The 18,065-nt window shown below is 41.1% G+C and carries 19 protein-coding genes; 13 read left to right on the forward strand and 6 right to left on the reverse strand.

Annotation, left to right across the window (positions count from 1 at the left end; genetic code table 11):
- Nucleotides 1-111 precede the first annotated feature (111 nt).
- On the reverse strand, nucleotides 112-765 hold the full coding sequence (locus tag POV26_RS02875) for a hypothetical protein (RefSeq protein ID WP_272854986.1): 654 nt from the start codon (nucleotides 763-765) through the stop codon (nucleotides 112-114).
- A gap of 89 nt (nucleotides 766-854) precedes the next feature.
- A complete protein-coding gene (locus tag POV26_RS02880) occupies nucleotides 855-1,064 on the reverse strand; it encodes an adenylosuccinate synthetase (protein WP_272854987.1) in 210 nt (69 codons plus the stop codon).
- 127 nt (nucleotides 1,065-1,191) lie between these two features.
- Between POV26_RS02880 and POV26_RS02885 the strand changes: the two genes are divergently transcribed.
- The 6 genes from POV26_RS02885 (at nucleotide 1,192) to POV26_RS02910 (ending at nucleotide 6,541) form a co-directional block, all read left to right on the forward strand.
- Nucleotides 1,192-2,058: a sigma-70 family RNA polymerase sigma factor gene (locus tag POV26_RS02885; protein WP_272854988.1), complete on the forward strand. Its 867-nt coding sequence runs from the start codon at nucleotides 1,192-1,194 to the stop codon at nucleotides 2,056-2,058.
- A gap of 100 nt (nucleotides 2,059-2,158) precedes the next feature.
- Entirely contained in the window at nucleotides 2,159-3,985 is a 1,827-nt protein-coding gene (locus POV26_RS02890; protein ID WP_272854989.1) for an SLC13 family permease, read from the forward strand.
- A 12-nt stretch (nucleotides 3,986-3,997) separates the two neighbouring features.
- Nucleotides 3,998-4,888, forward strand: coding sequence for a mechanosensitive ion channel family protein (locus POV26_RS02895; RefSeq protein ID WP_272854990.1), 891 nt, complete (start codon nucleotides 3,998-4,000; stop codon nucleotides 4,886-4,888).
- A 28-nt stretch (nucleotides 4,889-4,916) separates the two neighbouring features.
- Nucleotides 4,917-5,054, forward strand: coding sequence for a hypothetical protein (locus tag POV26_RS02900; RefSeq protein WP_166517849.1), 138 nt, complete (start codon nucleotides 4,917-4,919; stop codon nucleotides 5,052-5,054).
- Between the two features lie 96 nt (nucleotides 5,055-5,150).
- Complete coding sequence (locus POV26_RS02905; RefSeq protein ID WP_272854991.1) at nucleotides 5,151-5,993, forward strand: OmpA/MotB family protein; 843 nt, start codon at nucleotides 5,151-5,153, stop codon at nucleotides 5,991-5,993.
- A gap of 182 nt (nucleotides 5,994-6,175) precedes the next feature.
- A complete protein-coding gene (locus POV26_RS02910) occupies nucleotides 6,176-6,541 on the forward strand; it encodes a hypothetical protein (protein ID WP_272854992.1) in 366 nt (121 codons plus the stop codon).
- Nucleotide 6,542: 1 nt separating this feature from the next.
- Here the strand turns inward: POV26_RS02910 and POV26_RS02915 are convergent, their stop codons facing one another.
- The gene (locus POV26_RS02915; protein WP_272854993.1) at nucleotides 6,543-7,268 is read right to left on the reverse strand and encodes an SDR family oxidoreductase; all 726 of its coding nucleotides are present in this window, start codon (nucleotides 7,266-7,268) and stop codon (nucleotides 6,543-6,545) included.
- Nucleotides 7,269-7,400: 132 nt separating this feature from the next.
- Between POV26_RS02915 and POV26_RS02920 the strand changes: the two genes are divergently transcribed.
- Genes POV26_RS02920 through POV26_RS02930 form a run of 3 tightly spaced genes read left to right on the forward strand, consistent with a single transcriptional unit; the run spans nucleotide 7,401 to nucleotide 9,918 of the window.
- Complete coding sequence (locus POV26_RS02920) at nucleotides 7,401-8,309, forward strand: type II restriction endonuclease (protein ID WP_272854994.1); 909 nt, start codon at nucleotides 7,401-7,403, stop codon at nucleotides 8,307-8,309.
- Nucleotides 8,306-9,283: a DNA adenine methylase gene (locus tag POV26_RS02925; protein ID WP_272854995.1), complete on the forward strand. Its 978-nt coding sequence runs from the start codon at nucleotides 8,306-8,308 to the stop codon at nucleotides 9,281-9,283. Before POV26_RS02920 ends, POV26_RS02925 begins: the two co-directional genes overlap by 4 nt.
- Before the next feature lie 20 nt (nucleotides 9,284-9,303).
- Nucleotides 9,304-9,918, forward strand: a complete 615-nt coding sequence (locus POV26_RS02930; RefSeq protein WP_272854996.1) for a M15 family metallopeptidase — start codon at nucleotides 9,304-9,306, stop codon at nucleotides 9,916-9,918.
- 7 nt (nucleotides 9,919-9,925) lie between these two features.
- Here the strand turns inward: POV26_RS02930 and POV26_RS02935 are convergent, their stop codons facing one another.
- Nucleotides 9,926-10,846, reverse strand: coding sequence for a mechanosensitive ion channel family protein (locus tag POV26_RS02935; RefSeq protein WP_272854997.1), 921 nt, complete (start codon nucleotides 10,844-10,846; stop codon nucleotides 9,926-9,928).
- 111 nt (nucleotides 10,847-10,957) lie between these two features.
- Here POV26_RS02935 and POV26_RS02940 point away from each other — a divergent pair, with 111 nt between their 5' ends.
- Together POV26_RS02940 and POV26_RS02945 are read left to right on the forward strand one after the other, a co-directional pair.
- The gene (locus POV26_RS02940; RefSeq protein ID WP_272854998.1) at nucleotides 10,958-11,236 is read left to right on the forward strand and encodes a DUF3817 domain-containing protein; all 279 of its coding nucleotides are present in this window, start codon (nucleotides 10,958-10,960) and stop codon (nucleotides 11,234-11,236) included.
- Nucleotides 11,236-12,498 (forward strand): mechanosensitive ion channel family protein, encoded by a 1,263-nt coding sequence (locus POV26_RS02945; RefSeq protein ID WP_272854999.1) that lies wholly within the window; start codon nucleotides 11,236-11,238, stop codon nucleotides 12,496-12,498. Before POV26_RS02940 ends, POV26_RS02945 begins: the two co-directional genes overlap by 1 nt.
- Before the next feature lie 2 nt (nucleotides 12,499-12,500).
- On the opposite strand, the gene POV26_RS02950 is transcribed toward POV26_RS02945, so the two are convergent.
- Both POV26_RS02950 and POV26_RS02955 read right to left on the reverse strand, forming a co-directional pair.
- Complete coding sequence (locus POV26_RS02950; RefSeq protein ID WP_272855000.1) at nucleotides 12,501-12,890, reverse strand: acyl-CoA thioesterase; 390 nt, start codon at nucleotides 12,888-12,890, stop codon at nucleotides 12,501-12,503.
- A gap of 2 nt (nucleotides 12,891-12,892) precedes the next feature.
- A complete protein-coding gene (locus POV26_RS02955) occupies nucleotides 12,893-13,780 on the reverse strand; it encodes a DUF72 domain-containing protein (RefSeq protein ID WP_272855001.1) in 888 nt (295 codons plus the stop codon).
- Nucleotides 13,781-13,892: 112 nt separating this feature from the next.
- Here POV26_RS02955 and POV26_RS02960 point away from each other — a divergent pair, with 112 nt between their 5' ends.
- Nucleotides 13,893-14,651 carry a LolA-like protein gene (locus POV26_RS02960; protein ID WP_272855002.1) on the forward strand — a complete coding sequence of 253 codons (759 nt, stop codon included), beginning with the start codon at nucleotides 13,893-13,895 and terminating at the stop codon, nucleotides 14,649-14,651.
- A gap of 139 nt (nucleotides 14,652-14,790) precedes the next feature.
- Nucleotides 14,791-17,919, forward strand: coding sequence for a WD40/YVTN/BNR-like repeat-containing protein (locus POV26_RS02965; protein ID WP_272855003.1), 3,129 nt, complete (start codon nucleotides 14,791-14,793; stop codon nucleotides 17,917-17,919).
- Nucleotides 17,920-18,065: the final 146 nt, after the last annotated feature.

Raw genomic sequence — 18,065 nt, forward strand, 5'->3', positions numbered from 1 at the left:
TTTTTCATAAAATTACAGACCTTCAATAGAAATTTGAAGAATATGAAGTATTATTTCGGCTTTATTAAGGGAAATTTAACGGAGAAGAAAAATTAAAGAATCAAATATAAATTATTGCTTTACCAAAATGGCGGTAGCCTTGTTGCCCGTGAGCAGGTTCCATTCATAGGAAGCGAGCAGGTTACCAATTTCATCGTAAATATTGAGCTGTGCCGTATTTGGCCCGGAAGAACCTTGATTGAGGGCTTCAAAATCTATTTTGTTGAAGCCCGATTGCAATGGAAGGTCAAATCCTCTAAAGCTGCCTTCCAGTCTGGCCTGGGGGATCACAATATCGCCGTTCACATATACGCGTATCATATCGCCATCCACAAACTCGTGGTCGCGGTACATAAATGTGGCCGTTTTAGCGGTTGTTTTAAAATCGCCGAGATATTGGTCTTTTCCGTATTCGGGTTTTTCCTCTTTGTCTTTTGTAAAGTATTTTGGAGCTTTGTTTGTGCCTGTATATTCAAGCAACCCGTCTCCATTTTGCATATCAATTTGCTTTTCTTTTTCAACGCCCAAATCAGAATTGTTGGGAGTATTGGGATTCTTTGTGTTTGAAAGGGTTGGTGCCTTAATTGCCGGAATCTCGAATCCGGTAGGACTGTCCATATTGGATTGGGAAGAATCAAACTGTACGGAATTATTGGGCAAATCTATTTGTGCAACTACAGTTCCGGTAATTACGATAAAACCAACTAAAAGGAATCTCTTCAACATAACTATAAAATTTTCAAAAGTCCATAACAACAATTACACCAAAAATAGTGTGCAAAGTATTACAAATTGCGGTTTAATCTTAAAATGAGCTATTGATTTTTTCTTTTTCGTTTTCCTCTCCAGATAAAGAACAGCAATACGGCGCATAGTGGCAGCACGATATAAATTATTATATCCGCAGGATTGGTAAGATCTATTGGTTTTTCACTAGGTTTCGGGACTTCCGTTGGTTTTTGCGCAAATCCTGTGGTCATTGTAAACAAGATCAGGGAAAAAAGTATATTTTTTAAATTCTTCATCTTCATTTTTTTTTCAAATTAAGAAAAAAAAATGACAAGTAAAATTTTAACAACTTCTGTTAACTTTTTGGAAATTAGCCCAAAATGTCTTACTATGCCGTGTTATTATAAAAAACACAGAGAATATATGAGACAACTTAAAATCACGAAGCAGGTAACCAACCGGGAAACCAAATCTTTAAACAGTTATTTACAGGATGTTAGCAAGATAGATTTGATAACGGCTGAGGAAGAAGTAGAGTTGGCACAGCGCATTCGTGAAGGAGACCAAGCTGCACTGAACAAACTGAGCAGGGCCAATTTACGATTTGTGATTTCGGTGGCAAAACAATACCAAAATCAAGGTCTTAGTCTTCCCGACCTTATCAATGAGGGAAACGTAGGTTTGGTAAAAGCCGCCAAAAGGTTTGATGAAACCCGGGGTTTCAAATTTATTTCGTATGCGGTTTGGTGGATTCGTCAAGCCATCCTGCAAGCCATCGCAGAACAATCACGTGTGGTACGTTTGCCATTGAACAAAATTGGCGATATAAACAAAATCAAGAAAGCGTCCATACATCTTGAACAAAAGTTTCAGCGTATTCCCACGGCTTCCGAAATAGCCCAAGAGCTGGATTTTAGCGAGGCCAAGGTTAAAAGCTCGCTTAAAAATTCAACGCGGAGCCTTTCTATGGATGCTCCATTCCAAGAGGGTGAAAACGACAACAATCTTTACGATGTTCTCAGTTCGGGCGAAAGCCCCAACCCAGACAAAAATTTGATGCACGAATCCCTTAGAATTGAAATCAACCGTGCTTTGGACACCTTGGCCCCCCGGGAAGCCGATGTGGTAAAATTGAATTTTGGGCTTTGTGGCCAGCCCCCGATGACGCTTCAGGAAATTGGGGATACTTTTGATTTGAGCCGCGAGCGTGTTCGCCAAATTCGCGAGAAGGCAATCAGAAGATTGCGCCAAACCTCCAAAAGCCATATTTTGAAGAAGTATTTGGGCTAAAAAAAAACGTTAAAAATATTGGTTTTCCCAATATTTTATGAAATTCTTAGGAACGAGTTTTATTTCTGCGGTTATCTTTATAAGACCAACCATCTAAACAATGACCCCAGAAATAATACTCGTTTTTTCTATTCTGCTCATTACCATCATCCTTTTTGCCTTTGAAGTCTTTTCAGTGGACAAAATAGCGATGCTTGTTATTGCCTCGCTGGCGCTGACAGGTTTGGTAAAACCAGAAGAAGCTATCTCGGGCTTTTCCAATACCGCAACAATTACGGTGCTTTCTTTAATGATTATCGCGCTGGCCCTTGAGGACAATGGCGTGATTGCCTCGTTGGCGCGTTTTCTGAAAAACCTTCACATACTTCCACTCTTTCTGTTGTTGCCTATTTTTATGTTCATAACAGGCGGTATTTCAGCATTTATAAATACCACGGCGGTTGTAATTGTTTTCATAAAAATCATTTCAGAATTGGCCAAACGTTTTAACGTGTCGCAATCAAAACTACTGCTGCCCATTTCTTTTGCTGGTATTTTGGGCGGAAGCTGCACACTGATGGGAACATCAACCAACCTGATTGTAAATTCTGTTGCGCGTGACCTTGGTGCCGAAAGATTCAGTTTTTTTGAGTTCTCCTTCTTTGGATTGATTTTTTTGATCGTTGGAATTATTATTGTAACCATTACCTCAAGATGGCTGCCCAATGACTCCAAAGAAAATTTACAAGATGCCTATGATCTGGAAAACTATGTGACCACGGTGGTAATCAACAAGGATTCCAATTTGATCGATAAGAACATTGAAGATACTTTTCTTTATAAAAATCCCGAAATATCCATTTTAAAGCTTACCCGCAGGAAACAAATAACCAATGCTCCCGGGCGGTACATCACGTTAAAAGCAAATGATAAATTGCTGCTCATGTGCGACTTGGAAACCCTGGCCCAACTAAACGAGGCCGAAGGCGTGAGCGTTCATAAAACACAGGAAAACCACAAAAAAAAGATGGCGGATGAAAATGAAGAGGAAAGCGAGACCAAAAAAAAGCAGGACGATCTGGGATTTGTGGAATTGCTGATTTTGCCCGGTTCCATTTTAATCGGGAAAACATTAAAACAGCTCAGAAAGCAAACCTTCCAAAGTGCGTTGCCCATTGCTATTAAAAAACGAAGAAACATCCGCAACACCAAAGAGCGCTTGGTCCGAAAGAATATTGAGCAGATCACCATAAAACCGGGAGATAGATTGTTGGTTGAAATTCCGAGAAACCAAATAAGCCAACTTTACGAAATGGAGAACGTGGCAGTTCTACGGGAACATAAAACCAAGCCCGCAGTAAATATAAGGAAGAAGTCGCTATCGTTCGCAATATTGCTTCTCGTTGTGGGTTTAGCGGCCAGTGGAATCCTCTCCATTTTAGTAAGTGCCATTACCGGGGTGTGCCTATTGTTGCTGACCAGATGTTTAGATTTGAACGATGTGTATCACCGCATTAACTGGCAAGTAATTTTTCTACTTGCGGGAATGATACCGCTTGGCATCGCTATGAACAATACGGGTGCAGATACATGGATTTCAGACCAATTATTAAACGTTCTGAGCGGGCAGTCAAACCTAATCGTTATTGGGCTCATCTTCTTAATAACCATGCTGATGAGCAGCGTGGTGAGCAACAATGCAACGGCAATTATAATGACGCCCATTGCTATAGCGGTAGCGGTAGGTCTTGACCTTTCCATGAAACCCTTCATACTCTCGGTTTTGTTTGGCGCCAATTTTAGTTTTTTCACGCCTATGGGCTATCAGACCAATACGTTGATCTATGGAATGGGAATATATAAATTCAAACATTTTTTTATAATTGGAGGCATATTATCCATTATTCTTTGGGTTTTGGGTACTTTTATGCTTTCCACACTTTTTTAAACTTAAAATATTATGTCAGAAAAATTTTCAGTAAACGATTCTATTTCAAATTTGTGGGACAAATTAGACAGCTGGCTTGATGCTATTATCCTGAAACTTCCCAACTTCGCCGTCGCCATCATTGTAATGGTAATTTTCTATTTCGTTGCCAAAGGGTTAAAAAGGTTTTCATATAAAGTCCTTTTTAGAAAGATTGCAGATGAGTCTGTAAAACAAATGATGGCAAAAATAGTGAAGGCCGTCGTGATTCTTATTGGCTTCTTTGTTGCCCTGGGCGTTATGCAACTGGACAAGGTGCTAACCTCTGTACTTGCCGGTGCGGGTGTGGTTGGTTTGGCAATCGGTTTGGCATTGCAGGGAACACTTAGCAATACCTTCTCTGGCCTAATGCTTTCCTTTTTGCCAAAAGTGCGCATTGGCGACTTTATTGACGCGCAAGGAAAAAGCGGTTACGTAGATGAAATTAACCTTAGGAACGTTACCATTCGCCAAACGGATAATGAATATGTAGTAATCCCCAATTCAATTTTTATAGAAAACCCATTTACCAACTACTCGTGGTCCACTCGTTCAAGAGTGGAAGTTAGCTGTGGTGTGGGCTACGAAAGCGATCTTCAAAAAGTAGAAGATTTGGTAAGGAAAATTATTTCTGAAAATTTTGAACAACAGGAAAACGAAGGCGTGGAATTCTTTTTTACTGAATTTGGAGATAGCTCCATAAATTTTGTGACCCGTTTCTGGATCGAGAGCACAAAGCCTAAGCCAAAAATGGAAGCGCGGCATAAATCCATTAAGCTTATCAAAAAGAATTTCGATGAAGCTGGCATCAACATTCCTTTCCCTATCCGCACGTTGGATTTCGGAAAAAACAAGTTGCGGATGGCGCCGAACAAAGACGAATAAACACAGTATAAACGTTAATTAATCACAGATGAAAAAACTGCTCAGGATTTTGCTAGCCGGCTGGGGCGCCAAAAAAATTGGCGGCGGAAAATGTGGGTGCATCGGTACCATCGTTGTCTTTATTATTCTTTATTGGTTGTTGGGCTACGTATTTAAGGTGTTCTAAAAAATCTTCTTTTAACAAAACAATAGCATCCATTAACTAATTTTTTGGTGAGTTGTGCGGTTATATTTGCACTACAAACCTTTAAAACTTAGTATTATGAAAAAAGTTATTGCACTAACCGCGCTTGCGGGCCTATTTCTTATGGGCTCCTGCGTTTCAAAAAAGAAGTATGTAGCACTGGAGAATCAATACAATGATACCCGCTCTACCCTATCTAAAACCCAGCTTGAAAAAGAAGAAATCGAGGCCAAATACGCCAAGATTGAAGAGCGCGTTGCCAGCTACAATTCAAAAATCCAATCGTTGACTGATAGCAACAACAGTCGTCTTCAGGAAATTGAAGGCGTTGTGGTTTCAGAAAATGACAAAGAGAAGATGAGGAAAGCCCTCGCCAATGTAGATCCCCAAGAATTGGCACAGGCAAAGACCCTTAAAGATTCAATGAATCTTATCGTTTCCCACAATCTTAAAAAGAACCTGGACAGCAGTTTGGTTGGCGAAGGTGAAGAAGATGACATCGATATTGATATTGATGAAACCGTGGTGATGATTACTATTTCCGATAAATTATTGTTCAGTTCGGGAAGTGCTCGTGTTAATCCAAAGGCAAATCCACTTTTAGAGCGTCTTGCCAATGTAATCAACAGCGAACCAGCCTTGGAAGTAATGGTTGAAGGCCACACCGACAGCCAGACCGTGAAGCCAGGTGCCTACATTAAAGACAACTGGGAGCTGAGCGTGGACCGTTCCACAGCCGTTATCCGTAAATTACAGAATGATTACGGCGTAGCGCCTGAAAAATTGATTGCCGCGGGACGTAGCAGCTATCACCCACTCACAGAAAACGACACCAAGGAAGGCCGCGCTACCAATAGAAGAACGCGCATTGTAATCCTGCCCAACCTTGACAAATTTTTGGCCTTGCTTTCTGCCAACTAAAAAATGAGAGTAAACAACTATGGTAAGAGCGACCTGTTGGATAAACAGGTCGCTCTTTTTTTATTTCCTTATATAATCATTTTACGTTATCCCTCCCATAATAAAGGTTTTGAAAACAGAACTGCTTGTTTAAGCAATCAAAAAAAAGTTTATCTTTAGTCAAACCAACCTATTGAAAAGAGATGGAAAAAAAACTTCTTTCCGAGTTTTGCGAACTTTATCTGTATGACACCTATTCCCTGCTGCGTGTTTTTGAGAACCAGCATATCGATTTAGAGAAAAATGATTGGATCAGGTCGAACTATAGAGAACATTTTGGCAACAGACCATTCGTCGTAATTGCCGATAGAAGGTACCAGCATACCATCGATCTAAACATTTATAAAAATGGAAAAATGAAGAACAAGAAAGGAATGGCGATTGTTTCTACTTTGGAAGCGGAAAGGGAAAGAGCTCTTGTGGAACAAAAACTTTTCCCCCATAGTTTTGCTTTTTTTGACACTTTGGAAAATGCGCGTGCCTGGGCCGAATCATTTTCTTTCAAATAGCCTATTTTGAAGGTGGCATTGTGGGCCGAACTTCAATCTTGCTTGGCAAAGTGCGCGGATTCATTTTCAATAGATCCACAACCAATTTCCCAATATCTTCCTTTTGTATTTTCCAAGCATCCTTGGCATCGGGCTTATTTCCGTTAAAATTAGTAGAAACCGAGCCAGGCATAATGGTAGAAACTTTCACGCCGTGATCACGCAGATCGAGCATTGCTGCTTGTGTGAAACCCGTTAGACCGAATTTACTTGCGTTGTAGGCACTTCCCCCTTTAAAAAAGTTGGTGCCTGCCAAACTGGATATGCTTATAAAATACCCCTTATTTTTCTTTAATTGGTCCACGCTCGCCTTCAAAGAATAAAAGGGCCCTGTGAGGTTCGTGTCAATAGTTTCCTGCCATTCCTCAATACTGATATCTTCCACCGAACCAAAATGCCCCAAACCGGCATTTGCAATTACTATATCAACCCTTCCGAATTTATCAATTGCAATTTTTACGGCATGCTGCTGACTTTCATAACTGCGGACGTCTGCCTCCAAACCAATTGCCTGCGCCCTATCGTTTCCGTGGGAATTCAATTTTTTGGCCGCTTCCTCAGCCGTTGCTTTTGTCCTTCCGGTTATGGCCACGTTTATGCCCTCCTTGAGCAGTGCTTCGGCTATTCCGTAGCCTATTCCTTTTGTACCGCCTGTAATGAGTGCGGATTTGTTTCCTAAATCGTTCATAGTTTTTCGTTTTTCCCAAAGTTACCAATTGCGGAAGGGAATGTTATTAAATTCTGCTTAAATTCTGTAGGATTTCTTCTTCGGAATATATCCTGACAAAATATAACTACCTTTACATTTTATAACAATTCAATGACTGATAAAGAAAAGCATTCCAAGGAATTTGAGGAAAAATTGAACAAATTCGTTGAGGAGTTAAAGAAATACGTCTCCACTGAAACCGGTGAATGGACGGTGAAGGGATTTATAGATGTCTATAAGAATATCTATACCATATCTTCGGATACCAAAATTGTATCAAAAATTTTGGAAATACACCTTTTCCCTGCTATTTTGAAGTTTGCCGATAAGGCCGGTTATAAAATAATTCTTGCTGAACATCAAAATTGGTATCCGGATTTAACCTTCATCCATAAAAAAAACGATAGTATAAAGTTTGCATTGGATCTTAAAACTACCTTCAGAAGAAATAAAAATTCAGCAGGTTTCACTTTAGGCAGTCATGGAGCATATTTTAAAGAAAGGGACAAGGACAAAAATATTCAGTTTTCTTATAATGAATATACTGGCCATTACTGTCTGGGTGTTATTTACACGAGAATAGATTTTAAAGATGATCTTTCAGACACCCACATTTACCAGGTAAATGAACTGAAAGAAAAGTATGATGACGAGCCTGACCCAATTGGAGAGCGAGAGATCACTACGGTAGAAAATCTTAAATCCATTCCTTCGGTCATCAAAGATTTTGAGTTTTTTGCCGCACCGAAATGGAAAATTGCAAGTGATGCCCGCGGCTCCGGAAATACCGCAAATATAGGATCAATTAAAAATATAAACGACTTAAAAAACGGTCGAGGTGTGTTTAGCACCCTCGGTGAAGATTGGTTTGACGAATATTGGATCAACTATGGAAAAGTTTCAAAAGTAGTTGATGGCAAAACAGTGCCAATCACAAATATTTGGGATTTTTTGGAATTTAAAGGAAGAACGGATCTATTTGATAAAGTGGGCAACGGAGCCAAAAAAAGAAAGAAATGAAAACATTTGTACCGCCTATTAAATCGCAGGGAATAAAAACCAAACTTGTACATTGGATTTCTTCAAATGTAAAGGATATTGATTACGAGAGATGGGTTGAACCGTTTATGGGAACTGGCGTGGTGGCTTTTAACGTACGGCCACCCAAGGCATTGCTCTGTGATAGCAACCCACATTTAATAAGGTTCTACAAAGCATTGCAGAAAAAGGAAATAAGCGGTGGTCTGGTAAAATCATTTCTCACAAAAGAAGGCGAAATGTTGCTCAAAACCGAAGGAGCCTATTACTATACCGTACGGGAACGATTCAACCAGGAAGGCAATCCACTCGATTTTTTATTTTTGAGCCGTTCCTGTTTCAATGGCATGATGCGTTTCAACCAAAAAGGAGGGTTCAACGTACCGTTCTGTAAAAAACCCAATCGATTTGCGCCAGCTTTGGTTACAAAAATCACAAACCAAGTAGAATATATTTCACAGATTATTGAACAGGGGGATTATGAGTTCAAACACCAAGATTTTAAAAAAACGCTTTCTGAGTTAAAGAGAGGAGATTTAGTCTATTCAGATCCTCCATATATTGGCAGGCACGTGGATTATTTCGATTCGTGGTCTGAAGAGGAAGAAATTATTTTAAAACAAGGGTTATCGAAATCCGGCTGTAATTTCATTCTATCTACGTGGCTTAGCAATAGGCACCGCACAAACGATTATATTTTCTCAGTTTGGAATGATTGTTATATTGCCACTAAAGAACATTTCTATCACGTTGGAGGCAAAGAAAAAAACAGGAATGCGGTTTATGAAGCGTTATTGTCAAATATTCCTTTAACGGACAGTATAGGTAATCTGGAAATGAAAGAACGGATTGAAAATAAAAAATCGCAACTGACGTCTGAAAAGTTGGTTTATCAAACCCCACAGCAATTGCTTTTGGAACTTGAGGAAGAACATAAGAACCACTATAAAAACTGAAATGGTTCAAAAAATGAAATATGAAATTCATCTTATTTATATTTTTCACCTTTCTATTCTTCAGTTTTTCTTCAGAAGAAAAGTTTCAGGAACCCTTAGTAAACCTGAAGGACCTTTCTACGGAATTTGTTTATGAAATACGCTACGCCACTCCCAACAATTTTATAGGAGAAACCCTGTACGACTGCGCCGAATGCCTACTCCGTCCCGAAGTAGCCGAAGCTCTTTTGCAGGCCAACCAATACTTTTGTGAAAAAGGCTACCGCATAAAAATTTATGACTGCTATCGCCCGTTGGACGTTCAGAAAAAGATGTGGGCAAAAGTGCCGCGCCCCACTTATGTGGGCAACCCCTATGGCAATGGATCAGTTCACAATAAGGGCGCAGCGGTGGATATTACTTTGGAAACCTTGGAGGGTTGCTATGTAGAAATGGGCAGCGATTATGATTACTTCGGAAGGGAAGCGCATATTGACAACTACAATTTTTCAAAAGAAATACTCGCCAACCGAAAGTTGCTCTTTGAAGGCATGCGAAAATTCGGTTTCCACACCATCCGTACCGAATGGTGGCATTTCAGCTTCCGAAAAAATTGGAGCTATAAAACCTTGAATGTTCCCCTGCCTTGTGATTAAATAACTTTTAGTCGTTTGGAAGTTCTTTCTCGGGATTTCCACTTATCTTAAATGGAATTTCAGGTGTATTCTTATAAAGTTTCAGCTCAACAACATCTGATGGCAGATTGAAATCATGGGCGGCCAAAGCTTCTTTTACATCTTTAATTATCAGCCCGCGCAAAACTCTGGAAGCTCTTCTGTAATCAACGGTATCTACCCAAAAGAAAACTTTTAAATTTACGGTGCTCGCAGCCAGCTCGTCCTCAATTACAAAATTTTCGTGGTCTGCATCCCTGACTATTTCCTCGTGTTTATTCAAAATGTCTTGGATTACCTTTTTTGCCGCTTCAATATCATCTTCGTAGCCAATCCCCACCGTGAAATCCACTCTGAAAAAACCGTCCGCGGTATAGTTCTCAACGGGTTTTGTGAGCACATCGCTATTCGGAATATAAATATCGCGGCCATCAAAAGTTTTTATGTGGGAGTACCGAAAGCTGAGTGCCTTTACCTTTCCAAAAATATTGTCTATTTTAATGGTATCGTCAATATTAAAAGGTCTGTTGAAGGCGAGGATAACTCCTGCCAAAAAGTTCTTCCCAATATCCTGAAAGGCGAACCCCAAAATAATGGCCCCGCCGCCAACGGCCGTTAGCAGCCCAGCTGCAATGCCGTCCAGACCTGCCACGCGCAGGGCGATCATTATGGTTATTATGACCAAGACGATTTTCACCGCCTGGGCCAAAAACCTTGACATTAAGGGGTCTTCAGACTTTTTTTGAAATTGACGCTTGTAGAAGTTGGTCAGCAACTGCGCCAGCAAAATGCCCAATATTATAACCAAAATGGCCAAAGCAATCCGAGGGAGCACTTTCAGGAATTCTTCGTAATAGGTTTCCAAGGAATTTTGGATTGTTTCTGTAGGAGACTGTATGAGTATGGGCATCTATTTTTCTTTTAAAGATAACAATTCTTCACAGAATAATTCTTCCCATAAAATAATCTTAAAGTCTCGTGGGGCAAGCAGCAACATGTATCTTTGCAAAAAAATACTATTTTGGAAATTTCAATAAAATCATTTCGATTGATCAGCACCCTGGAGGCTATATCCTTTCTTGTACTTTTAGGAATTGCAATGCCCTTAAAATATATCTGGCACCTGCCACAAATGGTCCAAATTGTGGGCATGGCACACGGTGTGCTATTTGTGCTCTACGTGGGCGGCGCGCTTTATATGTACAAAAAACTAAAGTGGTCCATCAAGGATTTGTTTATTGTTGTAATGTGCTCGGTATTGCCTTTCGGGCCATTTTATGTTGAACGTAAGTATTTATAATGGATAGCGAAACAATCCAACATTACAGTTGCTTGTTGCAGGATTACCTTGTTAACGAGGGAATGGCCGCACAATGGGCTATATTCCTAAATGTTGTTTTAAACTGCATTATCGTCTTGGTTGCGGTTTTTATTATAGATATTGTTTTTAGAAAAATCATTATTGAATCCTTTAAAGCGTTCAGCAACAAGACCAAGACCACCTTTGACGATTATCTTGTAAAGAGCAATTTCCCAAAGTTTGTTGCACATCTATTGCCGCTCTGGATTATTTGGTATTTGCTTCCCATAATTTTTGTGGAATCTCCGTTTGTCACAAATCTTTTACAGATTGCCGCGCAGATTTATTTGATAGTCCTTTGCATCTATATTTTCAGAAGCATTTTGCGAAGTACGCGTAATTTTCTTGAGGAAAACGAGCGCTACAAAGACAAGCCGATGGAAAGCTACGTGCAAGTAATGATGATCTTTGCTTGGGGAATTGGTATTTTTTGGGCCGTTCAGCTTCTTACGGGTTTTTCGGTCGTTAGCCTAACTACCCTTGGAGCCGCTTCAGCGGTAATACTTTTGATTTTTAAGGACACGATCCTTGGTTTTGTGGCGAGCATCCAGGTTTCCGTGAACGATATTGTTCGTATTGGCGATTGGATCACCTTCAGCAAATTCGGCGCCGATGGCCTTGTAACGGAGATAAACCTTGCAACCGTTCGGGTTCAAAACTGGGACAATACCTACACCACCATCCCCACCTACAGCCTGATTGCGGATTCATTCCAAAACTGGCGTGGAATGCAGGAAAGCGACGGCAGAAGAATAAAACGGTCCATTTTTATAAAACAGTCTTCCATCAAATTTCTTTCGGGGGAAGATGTGGAGCGATTGAAAAAAATTCAGTTGATTAAGCCTTATTTGGAGCATCGACAAAGAGATGTTGACAAATTCAACGAGAAAAACGAAATTGACAAAGAATTGCTCATAAACGGCAGAAACCAAACAAACCTCGGCGTTTTCCGCTATTATGCCGATGCGTTTTTAAATGAAAACTCAGCCATCAATAAGGATTTGTTCTTAATGGTGCGCCATCTGGCTCCTACAGATAAAGGAATTCCTATTGAAATATTCTGCTTTAGCAAAGACAAGCGCTGGGTAAATTATGAACACATCCAGGCCGATATTTTTGACCATCTTTTGGCGGCCATCCCCTATTTCGATCTGGAAGTGTTTGAACTGCCCACGGGCAAAGATTTTCATGCCGTTAACTAATTTTATTTAGCCAAACGGTCCTTTACGTATTCCGTTTCTGTTTTTCCGTGCGGCGAAGGATTCCCGGCCTCGTCCAGACTGACCATTATAATCTTGTCTATGCTGATGATTACTTCCCGTGTCATTTTGTTCCGCACTTCGCAGGCAAGGGTGAGTGACGTTCTTCCAAAGTGGGTAACTTCGAGCCCAATTTCAATAATATCGCCCTTTTTTGCGGAGCTCCTAAAATTTATTTCACTCATAAACTTGGTAACCGTCCGCGGGTTCTCAAGCTGGATGATGGCGTAAAGCGCTGCTTCCTCGTCAATCCATTCCAATAGTCTTCCTCCAAACAGTGTTCCGTTCGGGTTTAGGTCTTCAGGTTTTATCCATTTGCGCGTGTGAAAGTTCATAATTAAAATTTGGTTTTTGGGTCGTCCATTTGTGGTATGTGAAGGTCTGTTCCAAACCGTTCATTCGCTTTTTTTATAAAATGGGCCGACAGCAAAGGGGATGCTTTTTCAATGTTTTGATGGACGAAAAAGTAGATGTCCCGCAAGCCTTGGTCAATCCAAGTTTCCAAGCGGTCTATCCAATCATCAAGTCGCGTGTAGTCGCTTTGGTGGTTTGCTCCGTTATATCGAATAAATGCCGTGGGCGTGGTAAGCCGCATGTGCAGCAGATCGCGCCTTCCCGCAGCATCTACAATGGCGTTGGTTATATTGTATCTTTCAAGAATTTCATAAAGTGCTTCTGCCACTTCTTCGTTATTGAACCAATCGGTATGTCGAAACTCTATCGCTGGTTTTATGTCTTTCGGGAGCATTTTAAAGAATGGCTCCAGTCTGTCCATATTTTTTGGGCCAAAGTTATCGGGCAATTGTACAAAAGGCATTTCCAGTTTTTCCTTCAAATTTGAAGCGTTCAAAACGTATTCCTTCACCGTATCTTCACAATCCTGAAGCCTTTTCCAATGGGAGATCCCTTGAAAAAATTTTGGAAAAAACCTGAAATCCGGCGGGGTTTTCTCATACCAACCCGCAAAAGTATCGGCCGGAAAAATTCTGTAAAAGGTAGCGTTCAGTTCAATACTGTTAAATTGGGTGGAATAATAGGCAAGTTCGTCCTTTGTGCCCCGTGGATAAAATCCCTTTAAATCTGTCTTGTTCCATTTTGCACAGCCTACGTAAAGATTGGGCTTTTTAACTTTCTTCTGTTTCGAAAGGATTTCCTTCGTCCCCGGATGGTCTTTCGGCAACGTAAAGTCTATGTTTTCGGGATTGTCAACTTTTCCGAATTTCATATTTTCCGTTTTCAGTAAAGATACTTTATAAATCAAATTTCAAAAAAATATTAGCCTGTAACTTTTTGTAAAGCTGTTAGTCTTATATTTACTGAAACTTAAAAAATCTTTTATGAAAATCATTAAAACACTTACCATCGCCCTATTATTAACCGTTATTGCTCCCGTTACAGCGCAGACGGCCGATGAAATAATCAATAATTATTTTGAGAACACGGGCGGAAAAGCCGCTTGGGAAAAGCTGGAAGGCGTAAAAATGTCAGCGACCGCACAGGCTCAGGGAATGGAGATTCCCGTGGAAATATACCAAACAAAAGATGGCAAACAGTTGATAAAAATAAATATCCAAGGGCAGGATATAACCCAACTTGCCTTTGACGGAAATACCATGTGGACCACCAATTTTATGACCTTGGCGCCCGAAAAGAGCGATGCCGAGGCTACTGCGAATATGAAGAAGAAAACCAAGGATTTTCCTTCCCCATTCTTGAATTATAAAGACAAAGGTTTTACCGTGGAATTGATGGGAAAAGAAACCAAGGAAGGAACTGAAACCTATAAAATAAAATTGACCCAAGAGCCTATGATGGTTGGCGGGGTTGAAGAACCAAACGTTTCCTATTATTATTTTGACACTGAAAACTATGCGCCCATTGTTGTTGAAAGTGAAATAAAGCAAGGCAACAATAAAGGCCAGATGAACGTTACCACCATGAGCGATTATCAGGAAGTGGACGGTCTGTATTTTCCTTTTTCGCTTTCAATGGCCGGGCAGGGAATCCAATTAAAGGAAATCGTTCTAAATCCTGAAATTGACGCCGCAATGTTTGCATTTCCCGCCACAACTACCGATACGGAAAAAAAGGAATAACCTGAATATTTATATAAAAATCCCTGCCTGCACGGGGATTTTTTTATAAAATATATTTCCGTACAGACGCACGGACGTGCGCCTCACAAATTAAATGTACAGACGCACGGACGTGCGTCTCTATATAACCATAACTATAATGAGACGCACGTCCGTGCGTCTCTACCGAAACGCCATGAAAAAATACCTCTTTTCAATTCTCATTCTTCCGCTAACCCTGAACATTTCCACCGCACAGGAAATCTCGTTAAAAGGAAAGGAACTCTTCGGCAATATGAAGGCACGGCACATTGGCCCGGCGCTTATGAGTGGGCGCATCAACGATCTTGAAAACCATCCCACCAATGCACGTATTCTCTATGCAGGTGCAGCAGGCGGCGGGGTATGGAAATCTAACGATGGCGGTGCTACCTTCGCTCCTATTTTCGACAAACACGCTCAATCCATCGGAGTCGTAAAATTAGATCCGAAAAATCCAGACCAGATTATTTGGGTAGGAACGGGTGAAACTTGGACGCGGAACTCAGTTTCGGTCGGGAATGGGCTCTATAAATCTACCGATGGCGGCAATAATTGGAAAGAAATCCCGGGTTTTGAAAATTCGGAGCGGATTGCTTCCATAGCCATCAACCCAAACAATACCGATGAGGTTTATGTAGGCGTATTGGGCGCATTATGGAGCGACAGCGAAGATCGGGGCGTTTATAAAACTACGGATGGTGGAAAAACCTGGAACAAAATCCTTTACGTTGGGCCATCCACAGGGGTTTCCGATGTTTTGATGGATCCAAATAATCCAAATGTGCTGTTTGCCTCCATGTGGCAATTCCGAAGAACAGCTTGGGGGTTCAATTCCGGCGGCGAAAACAGCGCGATCTACAAATCTACCGACAGCGGAAAAACCTGGGACAAATTGACCAATAATCTTCCCACAGGAAAGCTGGGAAGAATAGGCATTGCAATGGCGCCAAGCGACAGCAAAATAATTTATGCGGTTATTGAAACGGGCAAAAAAGAAACCAACGGACTTTGGAGGTCCAATGACAGCGGCACTTCCTGGGAACATTTAAACAATGATTTCGGACTTACCGTGCGTCCCTTTTACTTTTCGCGAATTACTGTGGATCCCAAAAACCCTGATATTGTAGTTAAGGGCGGTTTAACGGGCTCCATCAGTCGCGATGGCGGAAAAACCTTCAAAAATTTAGGGAATATGCATAGCGATATTCACGACATTGTTTTCGATATAAAGAATAGCGACATAATCTATTCAGGAACTGATGGCGGCGTTTACCGCTCTTGGGATGGGGGCTCTACTTTTGAGATCGTTGAAAATCTTCCGCTTTCGCAATTCTATCACATAAGTGTTGATGATGCCGAACCCTACAATGTTTACGGTGGCCTGCAAGACAATGGCTCATGGTATGGCCCCTCCTCCGCTCCCGGCGGCGTTGCGGCACGGGACTGGAACAGCGTTGGCTACGGCGACGGTTTCCGGGTATTGAAACATCCCACAAAGAATATAATCTATTCCGAAATGCAGGGCGCTGCAAACGTTTGGCGCTACGACGTGGACCGAAACAGAACAACCACCGTGCAACCGCAACCCAAAAAAGGCGATCCAGAGCTTCGTTTTAACTGGAATGCGCCTATGGCCGTGAGCAATTTCGTTCCCGATCGATTTTATATGGGAAGCCAATTTCTGCACCGTTCAGACGATATGGGCGATAGTTGGACCATCATTTCGCCAGATTTAACCACGAACGATAAAACCAAACAGGACCAGGCAAAATCCGGTGGGCTCTCTGTGGACAATAGCGGTGCCGAAAAATACACCACTATTTTCACGATCGCTGAATCTCCGCTAGACCAAAACATAATCTGGGTGGGTACCGATGACGGCAATGTTCAGCTTACGACCGACGGCGGAAAAACGTGGACAAACCTTACCGAAAATCTCATCGGAATCCCAAAAAACACGTGGGTGTACCATATTGAAGCCAGCGTTCACGGAAAAGGGACAGCGTATGCGGTTTTTGAAGGCCACACTACCGGCGATATGAAACCGTATGCCTTGAAAACAACCGATTATGGAAAAACTTGGAAATCCATCATTTCAGAGGATATTGATTCAAAAGCGTTCGTCCGCAATATTCAAGAAGATTATGTGAACGAGGATTTACTATTTCTTGGCACTGAACTGGGGCTGTATGTAACAATAGATGGCGGAAAAAACTGGTCAGAATTTACAAATAACATGCCTCCCGTAGCGGTTCATTTTATAGAGCTTCAAAAGAGAACAAATGATGTGGTAATGGGCACCCACGGCCGCGGCGTTATAATTATTGACGACATTAGCCCCTTGCGCGAACTAAGTTCCGAAATTCTAAATAAAGAGGTTCATTTCTTTAAAACAGAACCTTTCACAATGACCGAAGATAGCGGCTTTAGTGGCAGTTTTGGCACAGAGACCCAATTTGTGGGCGACAACAAAAATACCGCCGCCCAAATTGTTTATTACCTAAAAAAGCGCCACACCTTTGGAAAGATGGAAATGGAAATCCAAGATATGCAAGGCAATAAAATAACCTCGCTGTCCCCTGGAAAATCAAAAGGGATCAATATAGTAAGTTGGGATTTCAAGACAACATCTCCAAAAATGGCACAGGCAAAAACACTTGCTTTTAGCGGGTTTACGGCGCCAAGGGTCCCAGCGGGAAAATACAAGGTGGTGCTTACAAAAGGTAGTGAAACCTACAGTCAGGATATCGAGATAAAATATGACGAGAAATCGATAACCACATTGGAACAGCGAAAAGAGCAGGAAGCACTCACCAAAAAACTGTATGATATGGTCGAAGATTTAGCCTTTATGGTTTATGAAATTAATGAAACACAAACCAAGGCTACCGAGGTAATGGAAAACAACCCGAAGGGAAAAAAGGATTCCCAAAAACTATATACTGCACTGGAAAATCTGAGAAAAGATTTGGTGATTACCACAGGTGATAATTATGTGGCCTCTGCCGATCCCGAATTGCGTGAAAAAATGGCCGATCTTTACAGCAATGTAGCCGCAAATTTCAACAAGGTTTCCGGGGCTTCCAAAGCAAATTATGAATTGATTTCCGAGGAGTTCTCGAAAGCGAAAAAGCGCTATGAAAACATAATGGAAAAGGAAGGAAAGAAATTCAATTCATTTTTGGAAAAAAACAACATCCCGAAAGCTGAGATACAAAGCAAAGAGGAGTTTTTGAAGAAAGGGTAATCGCTTATTTAGCCACGAACTCACGAATATCCTGCAAGGTTTTCAAAACCTTGTAGGTTTAAGTTATTCGTGATTTCGTGTTTCTTTTAATTTTCGCATTCCTATTTTTAATTTGGAAATTAACCTCGCAAACACTCGTTAACTTT

The organism is Aequorivita todarodis (assembly GCF_028561335.1).
GTDB lineage: Bacteria > Bacteroidota > Bacteroidia > Flavobacteriales > Flavobacteriaceae > Aequorivita > Aequorivita todarodis.

Coding starts and splice junctions, on each gene's coding strand:
- POV26_RS02875 (WP_272854986.1), bottom strand. CDS start 765: ATGTTGAAGAGATTCCTTTTAGTTGGTTTTATCGTAATTACCGGAACT.
- POV26_RS02880 (WP_272854987.1), bottom strand. CDS start 1,064: ATGAAGAATTTAAAAAATATACTTTTTTCCCTGATCTTGTTTACAATG.
- POV26_RS02885 (WP_272854988.1), top strand. CDS start 1,192: ATGAGACAACTTAAAATCACGAAGCAGGTAACCAACCGGGAAACCAAA.
- POV26_RS02890 (WP_272854989.1), top strand. CDS start 2,159: ATGACCCCAGAAATAATACTCGTTTTTTCTATTCTGCTCATTACCATC.
- POV26_RS02895 (WP_272854990.1), top strand. CDS start 3,998: ATGTCAGAAAAATTTTCAGTAAACGATTCTATTTCAAATTTGTGGGAC.
- POV26_RS02900 (WP_166517849.1), top strand. CDS start 4,917: ATGAAAAAACTGCTCAGGATTTTGCTAGCCGGCTGGGGCGCCAAAAAA.
- POV26_RS02905 (WP_272854991.1), top strand. CDS start 5,151: ATGAAAAAAGTTATTGCACTAACCGCGCTTGCGGGCCTATTTCTTATG.
- POV26_RS02910 (WP_272854992.1), top strand. CDS start 6,176: ATGGAAAAAAAACTTCTTTCCGAGTTTTGCGAACTTTATCTGTATGAC.
- POV26_RS02915 (WP_272854993.1), bottom strand. CDS start 7,268: ATGAACGATTTAGGAAACAAATCCGCACTCATTACAGGCGGTACAAAA.
- POV26_RS02920 (WP_272854994.1), top strand. CDS start 7,401: ATGACTGATAAAGAAAAGCATTCCAAGGAATTTGAGGAAAAATTGAAC.
- POV26_RS02925 (WP_272854995.1), top strand. CDS start 8,306: ATGAAAACATTTGTACCGCCTATTAAATCGCAGGGAATAAAAACCAAA.
- POV26_RS02930 (WP_272854996.1), top strand. CDS start 9,304: ATGAAATTCATCTTATTTATATTTTTCACCTTTCTATTCTTCAGTTTT.
- POV26_RS02935 (WP_272854997.1), bottom strand. CDS start 10,846: ATGCCCATACTCATACAGTCTCCTACAGAAACAATCCAAAATTCCTTG.
- POV26_RS02945 (WP_272854999.1), top strand. CDS start 11,236: ATGGATAGCGAAACAATCCAACATTACAGTTGCTTGTTGCAGGATTAC.
- POV26_RS02950 (WP_272855000.1), bottom strand. CDS start 12,890: ATGAACTTTCACACGCGCAAATGGATAAAACCTGAAGACCTAAACCCG.
- POV26_RS02955 (WP_272855001.1), bottom strand. CDS start 13,780: ATGAAATTCGGAAAAGTTGACAATCCCGAAAACATAGACTTTACGTTG.
- POV26_RS02960 (WP_272855002.1), top strand. CDS start 13,893: ATGAAAATCATTAAAACACTTACCATCGCCCTATTATTAACCGTTATT.
- POV26_RS02965 (WP_272855003.1), top strand. CDS start 14,791: ATGAGACGCACGTCCGTGCGTCTCTACCGAAACGCCATGAAAAAATAC.